Genomic DNA, 20504 nt, shown 5'->3' with positions numbered 1-20504 from the left:
TTAACCGGAAATTCTGGTTCAAATTTCGTTTTTGAACGCAAGGGTTCGATGGACCTAAGTACCCGCTGTGGATGGAAGCTCCGTAATCATACCGCCTCCTATGCTTTCGTACAAGCCGGATTTTGCGGGTACCATAGACGTAGAGACAATCAAAGAGCGAATGCCACAAAGCCATTCAATCCCGCTCGTAATCTTCAGGCATCGGAGTCTCTGTACAACTCTGCAGTGAACGAAAAGTTTGCACCGCGTATTCCCGCGTTTATTCAACGAAGTACCAGAGCAGAAGTTAAAAGGATAAGCTAACAGAAAAAACAGGCCTACTTAACAACCTATTCCCTGCTTACAGGCAGCCTTGTTGCTTCTGCAGCGTTGAACTTAGCCCATGCATGAATACCACGCAATAGCCTGATTAGTGACCAATAATGACCTTATAGCTCCTGGCAAACCCACTGTGCTCGATAACCGTGAGTAGATAGGTGCCTTTAGTCACTTTCCGAACGTTTATACCCCTGGCTGGGCAATCAGACGACCGGAAGAACACTACGCCACGCAGGTCCTGTAGTACGACTTCCCGCACCAGAGTTGCCTCTACGTTTTTCAAATAAAGCGTTTCTGCTACAGGATTGGGATAGACAATTGCCGTTCCCCGGGCCATCTCCACGCTTTGAGCACGCGTATACGTAAAAGTGTCATCCTTGTCCATCATTTTCAGTCGGTAATAATTAATGCCGCGTAACGGATACTCGTCCACAAAGCGGTAGTTAATCAATGACTGGCTTTCGCCACGAGCTTTCTGCGTCCCTAATACATTCCAATGTTCTCCGTCCTGATTCCGCTGTACCTCAAAATGACTGGTGTTTTTTCGGAAGCCATTTGCCAGATAACCAGCACCGAAGACTCTTTTCCGACGCCTGCAAAGCGTTGCAAACGTACCGGAAGTGCTCGCTGACATTCAACTGCGAATGCCCACCCATGTGCGACCAACAGTACCGGATCGTATGATTCCTATTTCCTTACGGATGGAGATGAATTGTTTTGCAAAACCAGACCCCTATACTTTCCTTTGTATAGCACTTTCCTTTAAGAAAGCAACATATTTACAAGCAGTACATGGAAACTAAAAAGGGCTATTGCAATTGTCTGGAAACCATCAAACCCGTTCGGGATACGCTGGATGTAATTAATGGCAAGTGGAAACTGCCCATCATTATTTCGATTACCGTTGGTAATGAGCGGTTTACCGATATTCAGAATAGTATTCCGGGCATCACGCCCAAGGTGTTGGCCAAGGAATTGAAGGAGTTGGAAGAGCACAAACTCATCAAGCGAATCATTATTGAGGGGTATCCCGTGAAGATTTCCTACCAGGCCGACGCCTATGCTGATACGCTAACGCCCATTATTTACGCGTTGAAAGACTGGGGGCTTAATCATCGAAAGAAGATCATGCAGGTAGATGTTTGAAGAACAGTAGCCCGGCTTTTTAGTGGGTAAGGCTCGTGCTAGCGGGGTTGGGGCAGTTCCGGTTAAGATCCATCACTACCTGGGCAGGCACCCGTATCATTCACACGATGGGTTGAAGAAAGAAAAACGGGCGTAGATTTCTTACGCCCGTTTCAATGGTTCTTGTCAGGACTAATCAGATCAAACTACCCTGATTTTGAAGACTTCCCCGCTTGATTATCAACAACCCGTACTCCTGATTTACGAGACCAATGCATTACTTGCTACCGTTTTGCTGGCATTGATCTCCTGCATTACCTCTGCAAACAACCGAATCGACTTTATCCGGTCTTCAAAATCATAGGTAGTGGATACAGCAATCAGTTCATTAACCTGCGTTTCGGTTAGAAATGCCTCAATTTGCCTTTTTACGGTTGCCTTACTACCCACAAACGAATATTTCAGCATTTGATTCAGGGTAGGATGTTTCAGAATTTGCCGGAATTCGTCCGTCATTTCAGTCGGGGGCTGCAATGCATCTTTTGCCCCCGTCAATACCCCCAGAAACATGCGGATAAGAGTCGTGTATAGTTTTTCTGCTTCTTCATCGGTATCAGCAATCAGTACGTTGACGCCAGCTATTGTGTACGGCTCACGCAGAAACGGAGAAGGCTGGAATTCCCGGCGGTAGATAGCCAGGGCGTTCAATAAATGCGTAGAAGCAAAATGGCTGGCAAACGCATAAGGCAGTCCTTTTTTGGCGGCCAGGTGAGCACTATCGGTACTCGAACCCAGGATATACAGCGGAACTTCGGTGCCCTCGGCGATGGGAGCTCGTACTTTTGACCCCTGGTTTTCACTGGAAAAGTACGTTTGGATTTTACTTACCTCCTGCGGAAAGGACTGGGCCGCTTCCATGAAATCAGATCGAATGGCATGAGCCGTCTGACCATCCGTCCCCGGGGCTCTTCCCAGACCCAGGTCAATGCGGTTGGGATACAACTGAGCCAGGGTACCAAACTGTTCGGCGACAATCAGGGGTGAATGATTAGGAAGCATGATCCCTCCCGACCCGACCCGAAGCGTACGGGTGTTTTCGGCTACATAACCGATGAGGATGGAAGGAGCATTACTGCCAATATGCTCTGCATTATGGTGTTCGGCAAACCAGTATCGGGTAAAGTTTAAGGCCTCCGCTTCCTGAGCCAGAGCCAGGGAGTTGTTCAGCGTCTCTTTGATGGTAGTCCCTTCCGGAGCCAGAGCGAGTTCTAAAAGCGAGTAAGCTATATTCTGATGATTCATCATGACTTTGTATTAATGGCGTGCCTACTGCCCGGATGGAACTTTTCTGATGTAAGAAATTAATTTCCGGCAGTAACGAGTCCGTAAATGTAACCAGACCTGCTTTCTTTTGTATAGTACTTTCCTAAAGGAAAGCAGAATCTGTTTCAGGAAAGCGATTCACTTTGAAAAGAGTGGCCGTTGACTTGACTCTTTTTCGGACTACGCTTTCTACACATCTCTGGTAAACAAAAACGGCTGCTGATCGTTTCCTGTCCCGTCGAAAACCCCTTTTTCAAAAACGCCGGGCAGCATTTTGTATGGCTGAACTACGTACGGGTTCAGGTCTTTTAGTCCTTTTCAAATCTGCATTAAATAGCTGTTAATCAGCATACTGAATACTTTCTTTAAATCTTGAATAACAGAAACCAGCGTCTATACCTGGAGGCTTTAAAATGAAATAGATAGTATTTATGTAAGAATCGTTTCCGTATGGACCACGACGGAAGCCCCACTAAACGGTGGATCAGTACGCATGAAGTTTGCCTGCCTGAGCTTTGGTTGAGGGGTACTGAACCCAACTGGAGTCTATCCCCACTGGAAAGCATCGAGGAACCGAGGATTATTGCCCAGAATAGCCAAAGTCTGAGCAAAGCCCTCCCACGTAACGGCCTGCATTACTGCCTGCATTTCAGAACTATGGATGCAAGAAGCGAATTCAATCCGTAAATCATACAAGCCGTTGAAGACAAACTTTGACCGAACGGCTTTCTTCAAAGCCTGTAAAAAGGTCTTTGGCTAATCAATCCAGAAACGAGAAGGAAAGCTATGGAGAAATACTATCGCTGACGGAAGCTGCATCAGCACCTGAGCTAAAGCCTATCTACTAAAAACCTACTGTGAAGCCAGGATTAAGCTTCGGTTATGAATGGACCTGCCGGCATTACTTGATTATAAAATTTCTTTTTTAAGTGGGAATGGCGACACTTTTTGCTAATGCTCCCAGCTATATTTATCTACCTTTTTAAAGCCGCCAACACTTCCTTATCGCTTATTACGATTAGTTGATTCGTAGCCAACCTCGCTCCCACTGCTCCGCCAGGCAGTGGGAGTTTATTTAAATCCAGACCTAAATTGCCTGCAAAGCCTTTGCTCAGTCCGTTTCTGCTGCGGGATGAACCCCATCAATATGAAAGTACAAACGGATGTGATCTCCACTAAAAACCCGTTTTACGACGGCCAGTTCCTGATCGGCCAAAAGCTGATCGGCTATTTCGTACTGCTGTAATTCGTCTTCCTCAGTAGCATCCACCCAGAAATCCGGAGGATCAACAAACGTTGTTACCTTAAAGTCGAGGTGATCGCCTACCTGAGGCACCAGTTCATGGGGTAAGTCCAGCTCTAAACCAGCAAAGGCACTCAGCACTTCGTACCATTCTTCAGGAAAGTGGTCGTCCACCATAAATTCGACCGTAATTTTCATCATACTCGGTATATAGGAAAGTAGTACTTAGAATAAGTGTTTTATTTCGTCAATTGATGAGGAGTTTGGCCCCCTCTTTTTATTAGATGTATAACTACTCCTATGGTTAAACTATCTATCCGTGCCTTTTTATACTTACCAGGTACAGCAGCACCGTGTTGACTCGATGCAGGCACGTGCTGCTCTTGATTCCCTGCTGGTTTCAGTACGCAAAGAATAAAAGGAATAATTCCGCAGAAATACCTGATTCCGATTCGTTCCCGTATCCCTTCATGTACGAAGCGAATTTGAGTGAGTCAGGCCTGTAAATCATCCAGCAACGATGGACCGACAGCAATGGTATAGGGATGGATCATGATGGTGGTGCCGTATAGCGTAGCGGTGATCAACCGTATAAAGCACTGATCCTGTGTTAATGTTGTATTAATTTTTTAGCCAGGTTAGGATTGTTTTGCCTGCTTTGGACAAACGGGGAAGGGAAGCTGAGTTAACCAGAGTACTTATTTTTTAGCCAAGGGGATTAAAAGACTCCCTGGGATCTTTGCCGTTTATTCAGGGGAGATTAACGGACAACCGACAATACAGTGTCTATCTACAAAAAAACTAGTGGTGAGGGGCTTGCGTCTAACCAAACCATTGCGTAAACTTTTCAGGTTCAACTGAGCCCGTCACCGTTTGAGTTTACGCTTCTTTCGCATTTTCTTTGATCAGTGCTGCCATGGTTGCATTGAACGTTTGTACATCGGTTCCTATCTGATTGAAGAACTCCAAATCGGCCGTTTCTACGCTGACAATGGCTTTTTGCAGTACCCGTTCTCCCTCCGGAGTCAATTTGATTGTCTTCGCCCGGGTATCGGTCGGATGTTCCTGACGGGTAATGAACTGCTTCTCTTCCAGCGTCCGCAGTACTTTCGATACCATCATCCGATCCGCATTGCTCTGCATGGCGATGTCAACCTGCGTGACCTGATCACTTTCCCTCGACAGCCAGGCCAGAGCACAGAGCAGGGCAAACTGCGTATGCGTTAGGTCCAGAGGATCCAGGACCCGCTTTTGTTTCCGCTGCCACAGTAGGGTCAGTTGCCCCAGAAGAAAACCCGGACTGTCTTCGGGGTTTTTAAAATGAAATTCAATGCGTTGGGACATCGTCTTCGGTTAACATGCGTGAAGCGATCCATTCGAAATCATGCCGATCAATTTCGAAAAAACCAAAACGGAATGGATAGCCCCAGCTTTTCTTATTTTGGATAAAATTCAATCCCGAAAGTAAGGGCAAAATGGAAACATCCCTACCCGGCAAAAATTCAATGGTACGTCTGGAGGAGCAAAAGTCCTCGGATACCCGGACCTGATACACTTCGTCATCCACAACCTTACCGATGGCAGTAAATTCCTGGCACGCTTCGGGTCTTCCCATCGTCTGCTTTCCCGAATAATAAATCAGGAAATCATCCTTACGCATTCTTTTCAAAGGTGACGCCTTACCATGACAGGCCTGAGCAAAGCCCCCGGCAAGTCCGGTTTTGACATGATCCTTCGATGCTACGATGATCCAGTATTTGGGTTCGCTGTTCATACCGATCAGGCTAGTTTGCTTTCAGAAAGGTGATGTTGTATCCATCGGGGTCGCTGACAACCAGGATTTTCCCGAAAGGCGTTACCTGAATCGGTCCCAGCAGGGGCACATTCCTGGCTATTAACTGAGCCTGGAGGTCTTCAATTGCTTCATCGATGGCGAACCAGAGGGAAGTACCGATACCCAGCTCTTTTCCTTCCAGATTACTCAGGGGCGTTCGGATGGCAAAGCTGGCCTCGCCCTGGTTATAGCGAAATACACAAGCCTGAGGGTTAGGAATTCCAGCTTCTTCAAACCCTAGTTGGGTGATGTAAAACGTTTTGGAGATTTCCAGATCCCTTACCTGAAGGGAAGCAAATGCTAATTTTCTCATTGCATTGATTTTTGTTGTCACAAATATATTATATTCGACAACAATATGGCAATTTTTCTGATTTTCCTTCATTGGCATCGAAACTGGCCTGTTTGCCTGTTGATCTGGCGTACTCCATTCAATCAGCCATCTTTTCCGATTTTCTGGAACGAAGTCCCGAAACCACTTTACCGATCAATAGCGTATGGACTTGCCATAGGCAGACCGTACCCCTGTCCAGTCCCCAGGCACAGCTAGTGGTGGGGGGTGCAACTTCATCCGTACGCTATGGGAACAGTTCTTTATCATTCGTATCCGGGAAGCGAGAGGCTTTACGTCATACCTGTAGCTTAAAAGCAACTCTATTTTTTCAATTAGAAACCTTAGCAAGTACATGGAAACAGCAGTGCCCGGTTTATTTCTATACCCTGACTTCATTGATGAAGCCAGAGAAGCACAATTAGTGCACGAGATTGATCATCAGACCTGGATTGTGGATTATAAAAGAAGACTGCAGTACTACGGCTACCGGAATGAACTCGATAAACCGTATGATCTGATCAAATTTCCGGTTGAAATGCCTTCGTTGATTTACCAGCTATCCAAGGAAATTGTTGAACAACACATCCTTCTGCACCAGCCCGATCAGGTTATCATCAATGAGTATGAACCCGGCGAAGGCATCAAACCTCACAAGGACCGTAATTACTATGATAACCAGATCTGCGGGGTCAATCTGGGCAGTGGCTGTATCATGCGGTTTATCAGAGGAAAGAATCTGGAAGTGATCGATGTAGAAATCCCCCGCCGTTCGCTGTACGTGATGCAGGACGAAGCCCGGCTGAAGTGGAAACACGCCATACCCCCCCGGAAAAAAGATGTGGTTGATGGCCAGATACAGCATCGCGAAAGACGGGTATCTATTACCTACCGGAAAGTAAAACCGCAAAAAGTCAAGCCGATGGACCCCGAGGGTAAAGTGGCCCAGCTACTGAAGGAGCAATTTGCTGCTGTTTAGACAGTTCTCTTTTTAAAACAACATTATAATTGATAAACAACAGATTATTCGCTATTCATTGGGTACTATTCGTGGTAAAGCAATTAACACCGTGTACAGCCGTACTATTATAAAAGTCCACCCTGATCGTGTGAGCGGATAGGTACAGTCTTCAATCCATGCGTTTATGAGCTACCGAGCAATGGGCATAGCCGGAATACTCCTGCACGAATGTTAGCAGCTGTTTTGAAAGCAGGGCAACCCGATCTCCCGACTCATGAAAACTTACTTATCAAGCAGATTTTCCAGGTACACAAACAGGTGAAGTGCGTGGTTAAATCGGTAAATCCGTAATTCTTCATCCGGTATTCGCTGAACGGCAAACTGATTTAAGTACCCGACTTCCACCCGAAGGTTTTTCTTTACGTACCTGCCCATCGCCAGGTACGTTCGGTTTTGATCGAAGTGAGTAATGGAAGGAGAAATCACCGCCATTGGCTCTACGCTGACATGGGTGTACCACTTTTTGTTCAGCGGATTGATCCAGCGAGCCATGGCCCGTAAGCGAACATTGAATCGGTCGGCCAGTACTTCCTGAGATTCGCCGTCCGACAGAAAGATATAGGAAGTTGCCAGGGTATCCGTGTGCGAGGGCCATCGTAGTTCCGCCCGGTATCGCTGAACAAATTCACCCTTTTTCAAAGGCTTGGTGATCTGTAACTGAGGAATAACCCGAATTTCCTGAAAGAAGGTAATCGGCTGGTACTGATTGGTTTTTCCCCAGTTCCACCATACCCCGATGGGGGAAAGCGACAAACGGACGGGTTTTGAAAGCTGGTAATTAACCCAGGGCCTGAACACCTGTAAAAGCGGATGCCGGAATACGTTAAGATCGCGACCATGGTCATCGGCCTGCCGACGATACTGATGATCTAACTGCAAACTCCACCTGGTATTGATTTTATAAACGTAATTCAATTCAGTCCAGAACACGGCCCGGTGACGCACCTCATTTTGAAACGATTGTCCGTACGCCTTTAATCCTAAACTACAAAGTATAACCAGTAAATACCGACTCATTTCTATCCAGTGATACGAGGCTGACCCTCCTGCCTGCCTATATAACTCAGGCCTGCTGATAAAGTTACGGTTATGGAAGCAGCAGACGCCGTCATTCACCCTGTGTCGGATGCTCTGATTCCAGGATGCCGTTGCAGCGTATGAACGATCGTTCCTCTGACGATGTACTTTCCTTTCACCAAGTGTTCCTTACCTATTCAGAGCAAATGATTTAACTAAAACCGATCCGTTAAGAGTCCTGAGCATACTTCTCTCTTTGAAACTTACGTTTCCTAAAAATTTCGCCTGTCCATTCCGCCACTATCACTTACCAGTACAAACAACTGTAAATCAGAATATTATATATGTTTTTTGAACACAGGTTCTCCTTTGTTGTCTTACAAACCTTGCCTACGGTCCTACTGTAAAAACCACCATTGGTCTCCTCTACTTAAAACATATTCGCCCGGCTGTACTGACTGGCACTTTGTCCGGTAACCTTTTTAAAGCTTCTGGAAAAGTAAGACAAGCTCTCAAAACCCGTTTCAACCGCGATTTCCGATAAGCTCAGGGGGGTCGTGAGCATCAAAAACTGAGCTTTCTCGATTCTTTTTTGCAGCAAATATTCCAGGGGACGCTGACCCGTTGCCTGTAGAAACAGTTTAGAAAAATAATGGGCACTCTGACTTACCTGATCGGCTAATATCTCGACGGTTATTGTATTGCTTAACTGCTGCTGGATGTAGTTCATGGCCTGCTCAATTTTAGCCGGTATCCGGGTTTGCTGCGAGGATAGCCACTCCTCGTTTCCCAGAAAACGCGACAACAATTGCAAAATCAGGCCATTGGTTTCTACATAGGCGGCAAAGGGAATCTCATTATTTCGCTGTTTGAAATCCTTCAGCAAGGGTTGATTCTGATATTCTCTGGGGTCATCACTTCTTCTTAAATCCCGCCCGGGATTTAATTGTAACAGCCGCCTGAAGAGAATCAAATCTTCCGGAATCGATTTGATTTTGATCACCCGACGGCTGGAGGCGAACAGCGACAATCCAGCCGGATTCTCTTCCAGAATATGCACGTAATATTGACTGAGCCAATCGTTGCAGGCGTGATCGCATCGGGTGAAGCTGGGAATCAGATACAGGTGCCCCGCTTCCAGTACCAGGGACTGATCCGTATCCCCGAGCGAACCCAAACCGCCATCAATGAGATAAATCCGATAGAAAGGACTCATCACGTCCCGATAATTCCACGATTTGTTCAACTGGACATAGTCGGTATGTAACAAGGAAAATGTGGTTTTAAAGCCTGTATTATGCATAAGTCATTGATAACTAGATCGATTAACTTTCTACCTGAATTTCTGCCAAATTTTCAAACTTACACAAAAACCCGATTTGTTAAAATTAAAATCCTTTTTGTACAATTCAAACATTTTATTATACTATACATTTGTATTATCAATTAGCTGTTTTAAAGGCGTCTTACGCTAGCCTAAGCATTCACCTATGAATCGTAGATCCCTCCTTAAAAGTACGCTTGGTTTATTACCCACGCTGGCTCTTTCCAATCCTTTGTTGGCTGAACTGGCCAGAACCCGGAAAGGCCCGTTCTTACCCACCTGGCAATCGCTGGAACAGTTTCAGACGCCGACGTGGTTTAAGGATGCTAAATTTGGGATTTGGGCTCACTGGGGGCCGCAGTGTCAGCCGGAAGCCGGCGACTGGTACGCCCGGGGCATGTATCAGGAAGGCAGTCATCAATACAAATATCACCTCAACAAATACGGGCATCCTTCCAAATTTGGCTTTAAGGATGTGATTCATGAGTGGAAAGCCGAAAACTGGAATCCGGAAGAGCTGGTGGCTTTTTATAAGCAGGCGGGAGCTCAGTATTTTATGGCCATGGCTAATCACCATGACAACCTGGATCTGTATAACAGCAAACACCAGTCCTGGAATTCAACGAAGGTAGGTCCCAGGAAAGACATCATCGGCGGCTGGGAAAAAGCCGCTCGCCGCCAAGGCCTTCCCTTTGGAGTCAGCGTGCACGCGGCCCATGCCTGGAGCTGGATGGAAACGGCTCAGCGGAGCGACAAACAAGGGCCTCTGAAGGGCGTTCCTTACGACGGCAACGTGACCAAAGCCGATGGAAAAGGCAAGTGGTGGGATGGCATGGATCCTCAGGAATTATACGCCCAGAATCACCCCCTGAGTAAAAACAGCTGGGACGACGGCATGATTCACAGCCAGTGGAACTGGGGCAATGGAGTGGCTAAACCCACCAAAGCATACTGCGACAAGTTTTTAAAGCGAACCATTGATCTCATTGATCAGTACAATCCCAAATTCATCTATTTCGATGATACGGCTCTGCCGCTGTGGCCCATCGATGACGCTGGGCTAAAAATTGCCGCTCACCTTTACAACAAAAACATAGACAAGCAAGGGAATCAACAGGCGGTCGTGTTTGGCAAAGTGCTCGACGAACAGCAGCGAAAATGCATGGTCTGGGATATCGAAAGAGGACAGAGTAATGCCATTGAACCCCTGCCCTGGCAAACCGATACCTGCATTGGCGACTGGCACTATAACCGGGCGGTATACGATCGGAAAGGGTATAAATCGGCTAAAACGGTCATTCACACCTTAATTGACGTAGTCAGTAAGAATGGAAACCTGATGCTTAATATTCCGGTACGGGGCGATGGCAGCATTGATGAGCAGGAGCGGGCGGTGGTGACCGAAATTGGTAACTGGATGAAAGTCAACAACGAAGCCATCTACGGCACGCGGCCCTGGAAGGTATTTGGCGAAGGCCCGGCTCAGGAAGGAGCCGCCCCCCTGTCAGCTCAGGGCTTCAACGAAGGCAAAGGCAAAGCGTTTACCGCCCAGGACATTCGGTTCACGGCCAAAGGTGACGCCTTGTATGCGACCGTCATGGGCTGGCCCGAGAACGGCAAAGTGGTGATTACTTCGCTGGCCACCGATAAGGGCTTACATCCGACCCCCGTTCGCCGCGTTTCGCTGCTCGGAGGCAATGATTCGCTGTCGTTTGAGCAAACCAGTCAGGGACTCGTCGTGCAGATTCCCGCCAACAAACCGGCTCTGCCCTATGCCAATGCCCTGAAAATTGTTTAGACCCGTGTATGAAAAAGTTCTGCCTTGCCCTGGATCTAAAGGACGATCCTGAGCTTATCCAGGAATATGAGCGATACCATCAATCCGAAAATGCCTGGCCCGAAGTAACGCAAAGCATCCTGTCAAGTGGCATCACGGGTATGGAAATCTATCGAACCGGTAATCGCCTCTTCATGATCATGGAAACGAAGGATGACTTTGATTTCAGTCTAAAAGAGGAAATGGATCGCAACAATGCCAAAGTAATGGAATGGGAAGCCCTCATGTCGCAATTTCAACTTCCGCTCAGCTGGTCCGCTGAAAATGAAAAATGGGTACCCATGGATCGCATCTTTACCTTAGTTCCTGCTTAACCTCTCTAGTAAAACACAGGATTGGGTATCCTACCTTTCTAATCACCAAAACGTATATTTATAAGCGTTAAAAATATGGTTTAGTGAGTGGCCGGGATGTGCATGCTTCGGGTATCCTGAAGTGTGCTTCCCAAGGACCCGCCAACTGAATTACCGAATAGCTCACCCCAAAACAATTCATTGATTTAATATTTCACCCTTAAACCTCTAGTAGTGAATGGCCGGGTGCCCGCTTCCTCATAGCTGAAGTGGCACCCAATAGCCTTTCATCTACTGCATTTTTACGGTTAGTCCTAAACGTCTAGTACCGAATCGCCAGTACGCGTTCCTTATTTCTGAAGCATACGCTTTCCCTTAGCCCTTTTCAAACCTAGTAACAGCTCCTGTCCCGGAGCTGCCGGAATCTTATTGTCTTCATGCTCATTACATCTTATGAAAAACCTATTTTTACTACCTCCTCACCAGCGAATGGTCCAGCGGGCGGTGCTCATGGGATGCCTGCTGATTGCGGGCGTTTCAAAGGCGGAATCCAATCGAATTTCTGCTTTCCTTACTCCCAAAACGCGAATCCCAGCGGCTTCCCCGCAGGAAACAAGCATCGCCTTCAGTATCACGGGTAAGATTACGGATGAGAAAGGAACGACGGTTCCGGGAGCTACGATTCGCCTCCAGGAAAACGCGAACATCGGTACCACTTCCGATGCTGACGGAAAATTTTCGCTTAGCATTCCCACGGATGCGGGGACCTTACTGATTTCTTCCGTTGGTTACATCAGCCAGAGCGTTGCGGTCAGCTCCAGTAAGACGGCGGTAGACATTGTGCTTCAAACCGATACCAAAGCCCTTACCGAAGTCGTCGTGGTAGGATATGGTACGCAGAAAAAAGTAAACGTAACGGGCTCGGTTTCCAGCATTTCAACGAAAGAAATTGAGAACCGTCCCATCACGCAGGCTTCTCAGGCCCTGGCGGGTTTGATAACGGGAGCGGTCGTCTCACAGGGATCGGGACAGCCCGGCAATAATGGAGCCGGGATCACCATCCGGGGCATTGGTTCCTACGGGGCCGGTGGAGGTCCCCTGATTCTGGTGGATGGGCTAGCCACTTCCATCAACGACGTCGATCCCAACAACATCAAGAGTATTTCGGTCCTTAAAGATGCGGCCTCTGCCTCCATTTACGGAAGCCGGGCCGCCAATGGAGTGATCCTCATTGAAACCAAACGGGGCCAGAGTGGCAAACTTCAGGTAACGTATAACAATTACCTGGGCTGGCAAAAGCCCACCGCCCTGCCCGAATTCGTGGATTCCTGGGAATACGCCAAACTCCGCAATGAAGCGAATGTCAATGCGGGTCAGTCGCCCTCCTACACCGACGCTCAAATTGAGACGTTCCGCAACCAGTCGGACCCCGATAACTATCCCAACGTGCCGCATTTCAAAAACCTGCTGACTTCGGGCAGTGGTTTTCAAATGTCCCACGCTCTGAATTTTGCGGGCGGTACGGAGCGGAGCCGCAATTTGTTTTCCGCGAGTTACCTGTCCCAGGACGGCATTGTGGCCAAAAACGGATACACTCGTTACAACTTCCTCTTCAACAATGATAGTCAGCTCAGTGATAAGCTGACGCTGAAAGTGAGCCTGCAAGGCTACACATCCGAAAATCATTCGCCTAACTCGAACGGCGGTGGCATGAACAGTATTATTAACATGGCCGTTCGTCAGGGGCCCATCTACGCCGGACGCAAATCCGATGGCACTTACGGCTACCAGGATAATTATAGCCCGGAAGCCTGGTTATCCAGTAACTCCTTTTATAAAGGCACCAATAAATACTTTTTAGGTGGTGCCGAAATGAACTGGAACATTCTGCCTGGACTAAATTTAAGCGGTAAAGTCGGCTATAACTTCTGGAGCAGTTACAACAAGACATATGCTTCTGATTTCCAGTTCGATGCCAATAAATACGTTGGTCCCAATAACCTTAATGTCTACTCCGGACAGGGTACGCAGGTAACCCTCCAATCGCTGCTTTCCTACGCTAAAGTCATTCAGGATCATTCCTTTACCATTCTTGGGGGTGTCTCGCAGGAAGAATACAATGATTCCTATATTTCCGGCTACCGCCGAGACTTTCCTACCTCCCTGCTGTACGAGCTGAATGCGGCTTCGGCCACGGGCATGAGTGTTTCGGGCTCGGCTTCTTCCTGGGGCATTCGATCGGTTTTCGGGCGGCTTAACTACGCATTTAAAGATCGGTATTTACTGGAAGCCAACCTGAGAGCCGACGGTACCTCCCGCTTTCCGGCCAAAGGTCGCTGGGGCGTGTTCCCCTCCTTCTCCGCCGGCTGGCGTATTTCCGAAGAAGAATTTCTTCGCTCGGCTTCCTGGCTGGACAACCTGAAACTGCGGGCTTCCTGGGGGATATTGGGCAATCAGAACGTAGGCACGTACCCATACCAGAACCTGGTAAGTTTGGGTCAGAACTACTCTTTCGGCGGGGCTCTGGCTACGGGAGCTGCGACGACCCGACTTAGCAACGGCGATATCACCTGGGAAGAAACGGCGATTTCCAACCTGGGGCTGGATGTAACATTGTGGAAAGGGAAGTTAAGTATGGTTCTCGACGTATTCGATAAGAAAACGACCGGGGTTCTCTATACCGTTGCCACCTCTTCTACGCTGGGCTTAGGTACGTCATCTGTGAACGTAGGAAGCGTAAAAAATACGGGCTTTGAAGCTCAACTGACGTACCGAGGCAAAAGCAACGGGGTGAACTGGGCCAATTTCGCCTAACTTCTCTTACATCAAAAACCGCATTACCGGCTTAGCCGATGGCTTGCAGCAAAACATCGGCAGTGGCTTATTCGTAGGACAGCCGATTGGCATTTTATACGGGTATGAAGCGGACGGCCTGTTCACGAATACGGATGACATCAGCACATACCCGGCCCAGCCCTACGCCGCTCAGCCCGGCTTGGTTCGTTACAAGGATATCAGCGGTCCCAACGGGGTTCCCGATGGGAAGGTCGATGCGACCTATGACCGAAAAATCATTGGCAACACCGTTCCAAAATATACGTTCGGAGCGAACCTAACCCTTGATTATAAAGGCTTTGATTTCTCTGCGTTGATTCAGGGACTGGCGGGTTATCAGAAGCAAATCGGTTCGTACTCAGCCTTTGCGTTTTATAATGGCGGACAAATTCAACGCTGGCAGGTGGAAAATCGCTGGACGACGGATAACCCCGATCCCAACGCAAAGTACCCCAAGCTGACCAGCCTTCAAATGGGCAGTGGAACGATTCAAACTTCTACCTACTGGAATCGGGATGGTAGCTTTGCCCGCCTGAAAAATATACAGCTAGGTTATAGCCTTCCTTCCGAAGTACTGCAAAAATGGAAGATCAGCCGGCTACGCCTGTATTTCAGCGGTGAGAATCTTATCTCGCTCAATAAGTTCTACAAAGGCTGGGACCCCGAAATGACGAATGATCGCGGCGATGGCAGTCAGTTCTACCCCATTACCAAGGTCTACACCTTCGGCATTAATCTCAACTTATAGTACGCACAAACGATCAAGCATCGATGAAAAATATACTTTTCCCTACCACTCGAAGAATCGTTACCAGTTTACTAACGCTTCTCACGGCTACAATTGTACCGAGCTGCAAGTCCGATTTTTTCGATAAGCAACCCCTGGATGCCATCTCGGATGCCACCTTCTGGAAAACCGAAAAAGATGCCAACCTCGCCTTGGTGGGCTGTTATAATTTTGGTTCGGGATGGGCTTCGGGAGATTTCTTTGGCGGCATGTCCATGATCTACCTCGATATGATGGCAGGCCTGGGTTCTGAAAAAGAACTCATCCCTGATGCCGTAACCAATGGTACCCTGAACTCCACCTACTGGCTTACGGGTGCTTTCTGGAGTAATTCGTACGTGACCATTGCCCGCTGTAATAATTTCCTGGATCGCGTCAATACCATTACCATTAATGAGACGACCAAGGCCATGATGGTAGCCGAAGTAAAAACGATTCGGGCTTACTTGTACCTGAATCTGGCTACGTATTTCGGGGATGTTCCCATGCCTACTAAAACGCTTACCATCGCGGAGGCAAACAGCATCAGGCGAACCCCGAAAGCGGAAGTATGGGCGTTTGCTGAAAATGAACTGAAAAGCAGTTTCCCCAATCTTCCTTCCACGCGTCCGGTCAGCGACCGCGGCCGCATTACGTCCGGGGCCTCATTAGCCATTTTGGGTCGTCTGCAAATGGCCGAAAAGAAATGGAGCGATGCCGCCGCCACCTACAAACGGATCATCGATAGTGGCGTTTACAGCGTGGATCAGGCTGGCTTTGCCCAACTCTTCCGACAAACGGGAGAAAACAGCAAGGAAGTCGTGTTTGCCCATGAATACCTGGAAGATTTTCTGAGTACCGTCATGCTGCAATACCTCTACCCGGAAGCCTACGGCGGGTGGCACCAGTTCTCTCCGTACAACGAACTGGTTCAGTCGTATGAATGCACGGACGGTAAAACGGTGGAAGAATCGCCGCTGTACAACGCCAACGATCCCTATGCCAATCGTGATCCACGTCTGGATTATACCATCATGATTTCCGGACGTACGACGTTCAAAGGGATTACCTACGAAGCCAGTCCAACGTCTACGTCTCCCGACCGCATTACCCGTTACAACTGGAGTGGCTATTGCATTAACAAGTTCATGGACCCGTCGTTTTCGGGAAGCCTGACCAATTACGGGGGGAACTTTCCGCTCATTCGGTATCCGGAGGTATTGTTAAGTTATCTGGAATCAAAACTGGAAGCCGGAGAGGCGATCGATCAGGCCCTGCTCAATGCCACCATCAATCAGGTCCGGGGACGCAGTTCGGTAGCCATGCCCGCCGTTACCACCACCAACCCCGCCAGCCTGCGAACGATCATTCGCCGGGAACGGAAAGTAGAATTTGCCTTTGAAGGCCTGCATTACTTTGATATTCAACGCTGGGGAACGGCAGCGGCGGAACTCAATCGCCAGTTTACGGGTATGAAACTGACCAATACACCGGCCACCTATACGGCTTTCCCGGTCGATAGTCAGGGCTTTTATTTGTACCAGAAACGGAATTTTGTAGCGGGCAGAAATGAATTATGGCCCGTGCCGCAATCGGAACGGGATATTAACCCCAACCTGACTCAAAATCCTGGGTATTAAGAAACTACCTTAACCCCCTCAAACGTAGATACAACTTTCTGCGGTTGAGGGGGCTACAGGAAAAGGGTGATTTCTTCACTTATTCCCTTCGCTTTTGTAGGTTCCAACAATCCGGATAAAGTCTATTGTTTAAGCGGCCGTTACTGTTTTGTTTTCATTTTTCGCTGGCCCTTTTTACTTTTCCAGTCTAGTATTCGCTTCCTAAACGAATTTTCATGCAAACCCTTTCTTCAACAGGTATCGATCTTCCCCCCGTCATTTTCGGAACCAGTTGCCTTGGTAACATTTATGAAGCAACGCCTTTTGAAACCAAGCTCAGCATTGTACAGGCCTGCGTTGAAAACTCACCCGGCAAGGCCGTTTTTGACACCGCAGGCAAATACGGAGCGGGATTAGCCCTGGAATCCCTGGGGAAATGCCTGGAAGAATTAAAGGTTGACCCGAAAGACGTGCTCATCAGTAATAAGCTGGGCTGGTATCAGGTGCCGCTTACCACGCCCGAACCCACGTTTGAGCCCGGCGTCTGGAAGGAGCTCAGCCATGATGCGGTCCAGCGGATTAGCTACGAAGGTATTTTGGAATGTTTCCACCAGGGCAATGCCTTGCTGGGCTCGTACAGCTCCCAACTGGCTTCCGTACACGATCCCGATGAATACCTGGCCCGTGCCACCAGTCCGGAAGAAGAAGAACGCCTCTACCAGGATATTCTGGACGCATACCGTGCTCTTGCCGAGTTGAAAGCGTCTGGACAAGTGCTGGGCGTAGGCGTAGGAGCCAAACAGTGGCGAATCATCGAACGACTTTCGAAAGATGTACAGCTGGACTGGGTGATGATTGCCAATAGCCTTACCCTGCACGATCATCCGGCGGCACTGATTGAATTCATTGAGCAGTTGCACCAGAAAGGAGTAGTCGTCATCAACTCAGCCGTGTTCAACGGTGGTTTTCTCATTGGCAGTGACTACTACAACTATCGTCCGGTAGCTGCTGACACGGCAGAAGGCCAAAAGCTGCTGGAATGGCGAACCAAATTCTGGGCCGTATGCGAACAATTTGCTATTAAACCCGCCGAAGCCTGTTTCAATTTCGGGTTTACCGTGCCCGGTGTGAGCAGTGTAGCCCTGAGTACGACCAAGCCGCATAAAGTGAAGCCTAATATTGAAATGGCCACCAAAACCATTCCCCCTGCTTTTTGGGATGCGTTAGTACAGGAAGGGTTAATTGATAAAAGGATTTAATAAAATAATTCCTACTGGTTAACATTCGTATCCTAAGATAGTAACCCCAAAGTGACTGCTATACATCAGACGCTTTGGGGTCACTCTTTTTTCGTACTAGTTACACTTCTGTTTGGTCTATTTCACTGAATTGACTCAATTGATTTATGCCAACCATACACATACAGGATTTCTAAAAATGAGGTTACTTTTATTCAAAAGACCCCTATCAGAACAAGTCTTTGCTTTCTGAATCCATGCCTTACGCTTATTATTCTTTATTTTCTTTTTACTTCTATCATTTCCGGACAAACCAGATTATAGTCCGATACATCTATTACTCCATCTTCGCGTTCCTCTGAAAAACATCTTTAAACAGCAGGAGTCTAGAGGAATTACAGCCAACCTAGGTAACTGACCCAGAACCGCGTGCATACAAAAATTACTTGATCTGCCTGGACGAAAATACATCGACTAAGGTTGCAATGGCAGATTTCTTTCGCAAGCTTCTTCCGGCTTATTTTTACAGAAATTCAATCATAGGTCCGGTTGCAGCAGCCTAATGAGCAGATTATTTTTATTAATTAAAGGGAGCTTTATCAAGTAATTTTTCGGCAAAAACTGACGAATAAAAGCTATTAAAATCACATACCGTAGCTGTATTTACCAATCGTAATCCCTGCTTTGTTTGAAATAAAATCAGTAGCTTTTTTTCGTAAGAATACAGATTAATTATAAAAGAATGAACGTATACTAACTGCGGATAGCTTACGTTTTCATGGCAAGTAAAAAACACACCTTCTAAACCCTATTTGTACCATGAGAATCCTTTCTTTGCTGGTATTGCTTTCGTGTACCGCCGCTGCTCAACCCGCAGTTATTCAGTTTACGAATGCTCATCGCTTCGATACGAGCTTCCGTGTTGATAAAAGGCCAGCTATGCAGAACTCATTTGTGATTAACTGGCAGGATTCCACTTCCTTTCGATTTTATGAAGCAAAAGCGGGAACCCGTCCGCAGCAGATGACCCTGGTACCGGAATCGCAGGGAGCCATTTTTAAGCATTTTACTGACCCCTTTAGCTACACTGATTTTCCCGTTTTTCGAGGTGATACCCTAACCCTCACGTATACGCCTACGGGTGTTCTGGCTAAAAACCAAAAGGGCGAAACGTATCCCGACGTTTTTGCGGGGGATACTTCAGCCGATGGCTTTTCGGCCTGGGGTACGTACCTCAATTACACGCCCATGATCCGCAAGCGGATCACGGCTGACTATCCGAACTGGACGGCCATCCCGTCCGAACGAAAGGAAGTAATCAAGCGGCAATACAAACAGAAATTGCGGCGGGAATTGTACGAACGCGTGAAGATACAGATGGTCCTCGCCGAACGCCGGAACGACTCCCTGCAGCAAAACCGGCAAATTCCCGCTCTGCTCTATACATTCAATACCCACAAGATTGCACAGATTCGCCGGATTATCGATTTTGAACAGGGGCTGGTGCCTGATTCAACCCTGCAAGGCTGGTTCCGTACATACACCGCTCCAATTGCGGGGCTGCACGATTATTACTATCAAACCTTGCTTGAAACCGTGGTTGAATCCAGGATTACTGCCTGGGCGGGTTACATTTCTTCGGGCGGTGCTACGCTGGTCGATTCCCGGGCGGTATTCGATCACCTCACTACTTCCCCACTCTTTCCGGCTCGGGAACGGGATTGGCTGCTGACGCGTCAACTGGCCACCATCCGGGAAGATTTCTCCCGCGATATGTTTCTGACCTATTACACCAAATTAACGAAGGTAGCCGCCGATTCGCTGCTCCTGACCCGGGTACGCGGCGAATATGCCCTGGAGTTTGATCCCGCCCGGATTAACACCAAGGGCCTACTTCTTCAGAATGCTTCCGGCAAACGAACGGATCTGGCGACCCTGCTCGCCCAGCAAAAAGGCAAGGTAGTTTACGTGGACTTCTGGGCCAGCTGGTGTGCTCCCTGCCGGGCCTCGCTGCCGGCCTCCCGTGAATTACGTCAGGCCCTGAAAGATGAGCCGGTTACTTTCCTGTACTTATCCATGGATGAGAGCATGGGCAAATGGGACAAAGCCGCCCAGCAGGAGGATTTGAAAACGTATACGCATAGCTATCTGGCTCTCAATCCAGCCAGCTCCGCGTTTATCCAACAACAGAAAATTGCTTCGATTCCCCGCTACATGATTTTCGATAAAAAAGGGCAGTTGACGTATCCGAACGCTCCCTGGGTGGAAAGTAAAGAACTTGGCTCGCTGCTGAAGAATCTGGCCGCGAAACCTTAAACTGATTTCGACACACCCTGGGGCCTTTCAGCTTTTCCTGATTCCCTTCTAAAGGCTTCGTCTT

Annotated in this window: 17 protein-coding genes; 9 read left to right on the top strand and 8 right to left on the bottom strand. The window is 48.0% G+C overall.

Features of this window, described 5'->3' with window-relative positions:
- Positions 1 to 409: 409 nt before the first annotated feature.
- Complete coding sequence (locus BWI97_RS23870) at positions 410 to 952, bottom strand: T9SS type A sorting domain-containing protein (protein ID WP_102203101.1); 543 nt, start codon at positions 950 to 952, stop codon at positions 410 to 412.
- A gap of 158 nt (positions 953 to 1110) precedes the next feature.
- On the opposite strand from BWI97_RS23870, the gene BWI97_RS23865 reads away from it, so the two are divergent.
- Positions 1111 to 1464 carry a helix-turn-helix domain-containing protein gene (locus BWI97_RS23865; RefSeq protein WP_102203100.1) on the top strand — a complete coding sequence of 118 codons (354 nt, stop codon included), beginning with the start codon at positions 1111 to 1113 and terminating at the stop codon, positions 1462 to 1464.
- Positions 1465 to 1704: 240 nt separating this feature from the next.
- On the opposite strand, the gene BWI97_RS23860 is transcribed toward BWI97_RS23865, so the two are convergent.
- The 5 genes from BWI97_RS23860 to BWI97_RS23835 form a co-directional block, all read right to left on the bottom strand.
- Positions 1705 to 2748, bottom strand: coding sequence for an LLM class flavin-dependent oxidoreductase (locus BWI97_RS23860; RefSeq protein ID WP_199182080.1), 1044 nt, complete (start codon positions 2746 to 2748; stop codon positions 1705 to 1707).
- 1129 nt (positions 2749 to 3877) lie between these two features.
- The gene (locus tag BWI97_RS23850) at positions 3878 to 4210 is read right to left on the bottom strand and encodes a hypothetical protein (protein ID WP_102203098.1); all 333 of its coding nucleotides are present in this window, start codon (positions 4208 to 4210) and stop codon (positions 3878 to 3880) included.
- Positions 4211 to 4888: 678 nt separating this feature from the next.
- Positions 4889 to 5353: a MarR family winged helix-turn-helix transcriptional regulator gene (locus BWI97_RS23845; protein ID WP_102203097.1), complete on the bottom strand. Its 465-nt coding sequence runs from the start codon at positions 5351 to 5353 to the stop codon at positions 4889 to 4891.
- Positions 5337 to 5783, bottom strand: coding sequence for an EVE domain-containing protein (locus tag BWI97_RS23840; RefSeq protein ID WP_102203096.1), 447 nt, complete (start codon positions 5781 to 5783; stop codon positions 5337 to 5339). The genes BWI97_RS23845 and BWI97_RS23840 overlap by 17 nt, the downstream gene beginning before the upstream one ends.
- A gap of 10 nt (positions 5784 to 5793) precedes the next feature.
- Entirely contained in the window at positions 5794 to 6156 is a 363-nt protein-coding gene (locus BWI97_RS23835) for a VOC family protein (protein WP_094815939.1), read from the bottom strand.
- 373 nt (positions 6157 to 6529) lie between these two features.
- Between BWI97_RS23835 and BWI97_RS23830 the strand changes: the two genes are divergently transcribed.
- Positions 6530 to 7153, top strand: coding sequence for an alpha-ketoglutarate-dependent dioxygenase AlkB (locus BWI97_RS23830; RefSeq protein WP_102203095.1), 624 nt, complete (start codon positions 6530 to 6532; stop codon positions 7151 to 7153).
- Positions 7154 to 7417: 264 nt separating this feature from the next.
- Here BWI97_RS23830 and BWI97_RS23825 read toward each other — a convergent pair whose 3' ends face one another.
- Entirely contained in the window at positions 7418 to 8212 is a 795-nt protein-coding gene (locus BWI97_RS23825; RefSeq protein ID WP_102203094.1) for a DUF2490 domain-containing protein, read from the bottom strand.
- Positions 8213 to 8642: 430 nt separating this feature from the next.
- Positions 8643 to 9482 (bottom strand): helix-turn-helix domain-containing protein, encoded by an 840-nt coding sequence (locus BWI97_RS23820; RefSeq protein ID WP_158242831.1) that lies wholly within the window; start codon positions 9480 to 9482, stop codon positions 8643 to 8645.
- Between the two features lie 220 nt (positions 9483 to 9702).
- On the opposite strand from BWI97_RS23820, the gene BWI97_RS23815 reads away from it, so the two are divergent.
- From BWI97_RS23815 to BWI97_RS23785, 7 genes are all read left to right on the top strand, one after another.
- A complete protein-coding gene (locus BWI97_RS23815; RefSeq protein WP_102203092.1) occupies positions 9703 to 11334 on the top strand; it encodes an alpha-L-fucosidase in 1632 nt (543 codons plus the stop codon).
- Between the two features lie 8 nt (positions 11335 to 11342).
- Positions 11343 to 11687, top strand: a complete 345-nt coding sequence (locus tag BWI97_RS23810; protein ID WP_102203091.1) for an L-rhamnose mutarotase — start codon at positions 11343 to 11345, stop codon at positions 11685 to 11687.
- A 432-nt stretch (positions 11688 to 12119) separates the two neighbouring features.
- Positions 12120 to 14480, top strand: a complete 2361-nt coding sequence (locus BWI97_RS23805; protein ID WP_199182079.1) for a SusC/RagA family TonB-linked outer membrane protein — start codon at positions 12120 to 12122, stop codon at positions 14478 to 14480.
- A gap of 43 nt (positions 14481 to 14523) precedes the next feature.
- The gene (locus BWI97_RS28115; protein WP_199182078.1) at positions 14524 to 15249 is read left to right on the top strand and encodes a hypothetical protein; all 726 of its coding nucleotides are present in this window, start codon (positions 14524 to 14526) and stop codon (positions 15247 to 15249) included.
- 23 nt (positions 15250 to 15272) lie between these two features.
- Positions 15273 to 16907: a RagB/SusD family nutrient uptake outer membrane protein gene (locus BWI97_RS23800; protein WP_102203090.1), complete on the top strand. Its 1635-nt coding sequence runs from the start codon at positions 15273 to 15275 to the stop codon at positions 16905 to 16907.
- 215 nt (positions 16908 to 17122) lie between these two features.
- Positions 17123 to 18145, top strand: a complete 1023-nt coding sequence (locus BWI97_RS23795) for an aldo/keto reductase (RefSeq protein ID WP_102203089.1) — start codon at positions 17123 to 17125, stop codon at positions 18143 to 18145.
- A 798-nt stretch (positions 18146 to 18943) separates the two neighbouring features.
- Positions 18944 to 20440, top strand: coding sequence for a TlpA disulfide reductase family protein (locus BWI97_RS23785; RefSeq protein WP_102203087.1), 1497 nt, complete (start codon positions 18944 to 18946; stop codon positions 20438 to 20440).
- The last annotated feature ends 64 nt before the right edge of the window (positions 20441 to 20504 follow it).

It is taken from the genome of Siphonobacter sp. BAB-5405 (genome assembly GCF_002872335.1).
GTDB lineage: Bacteria > Bacteroidota > Bacteroidia > Cytophagales > Spirosomataceae > Siphonobacter.
The sequence above is the reverse complement of the archived record's forward strand: the minus strand, read 5'-3'. Positions and strand labels throughout refer to the sequence as shown.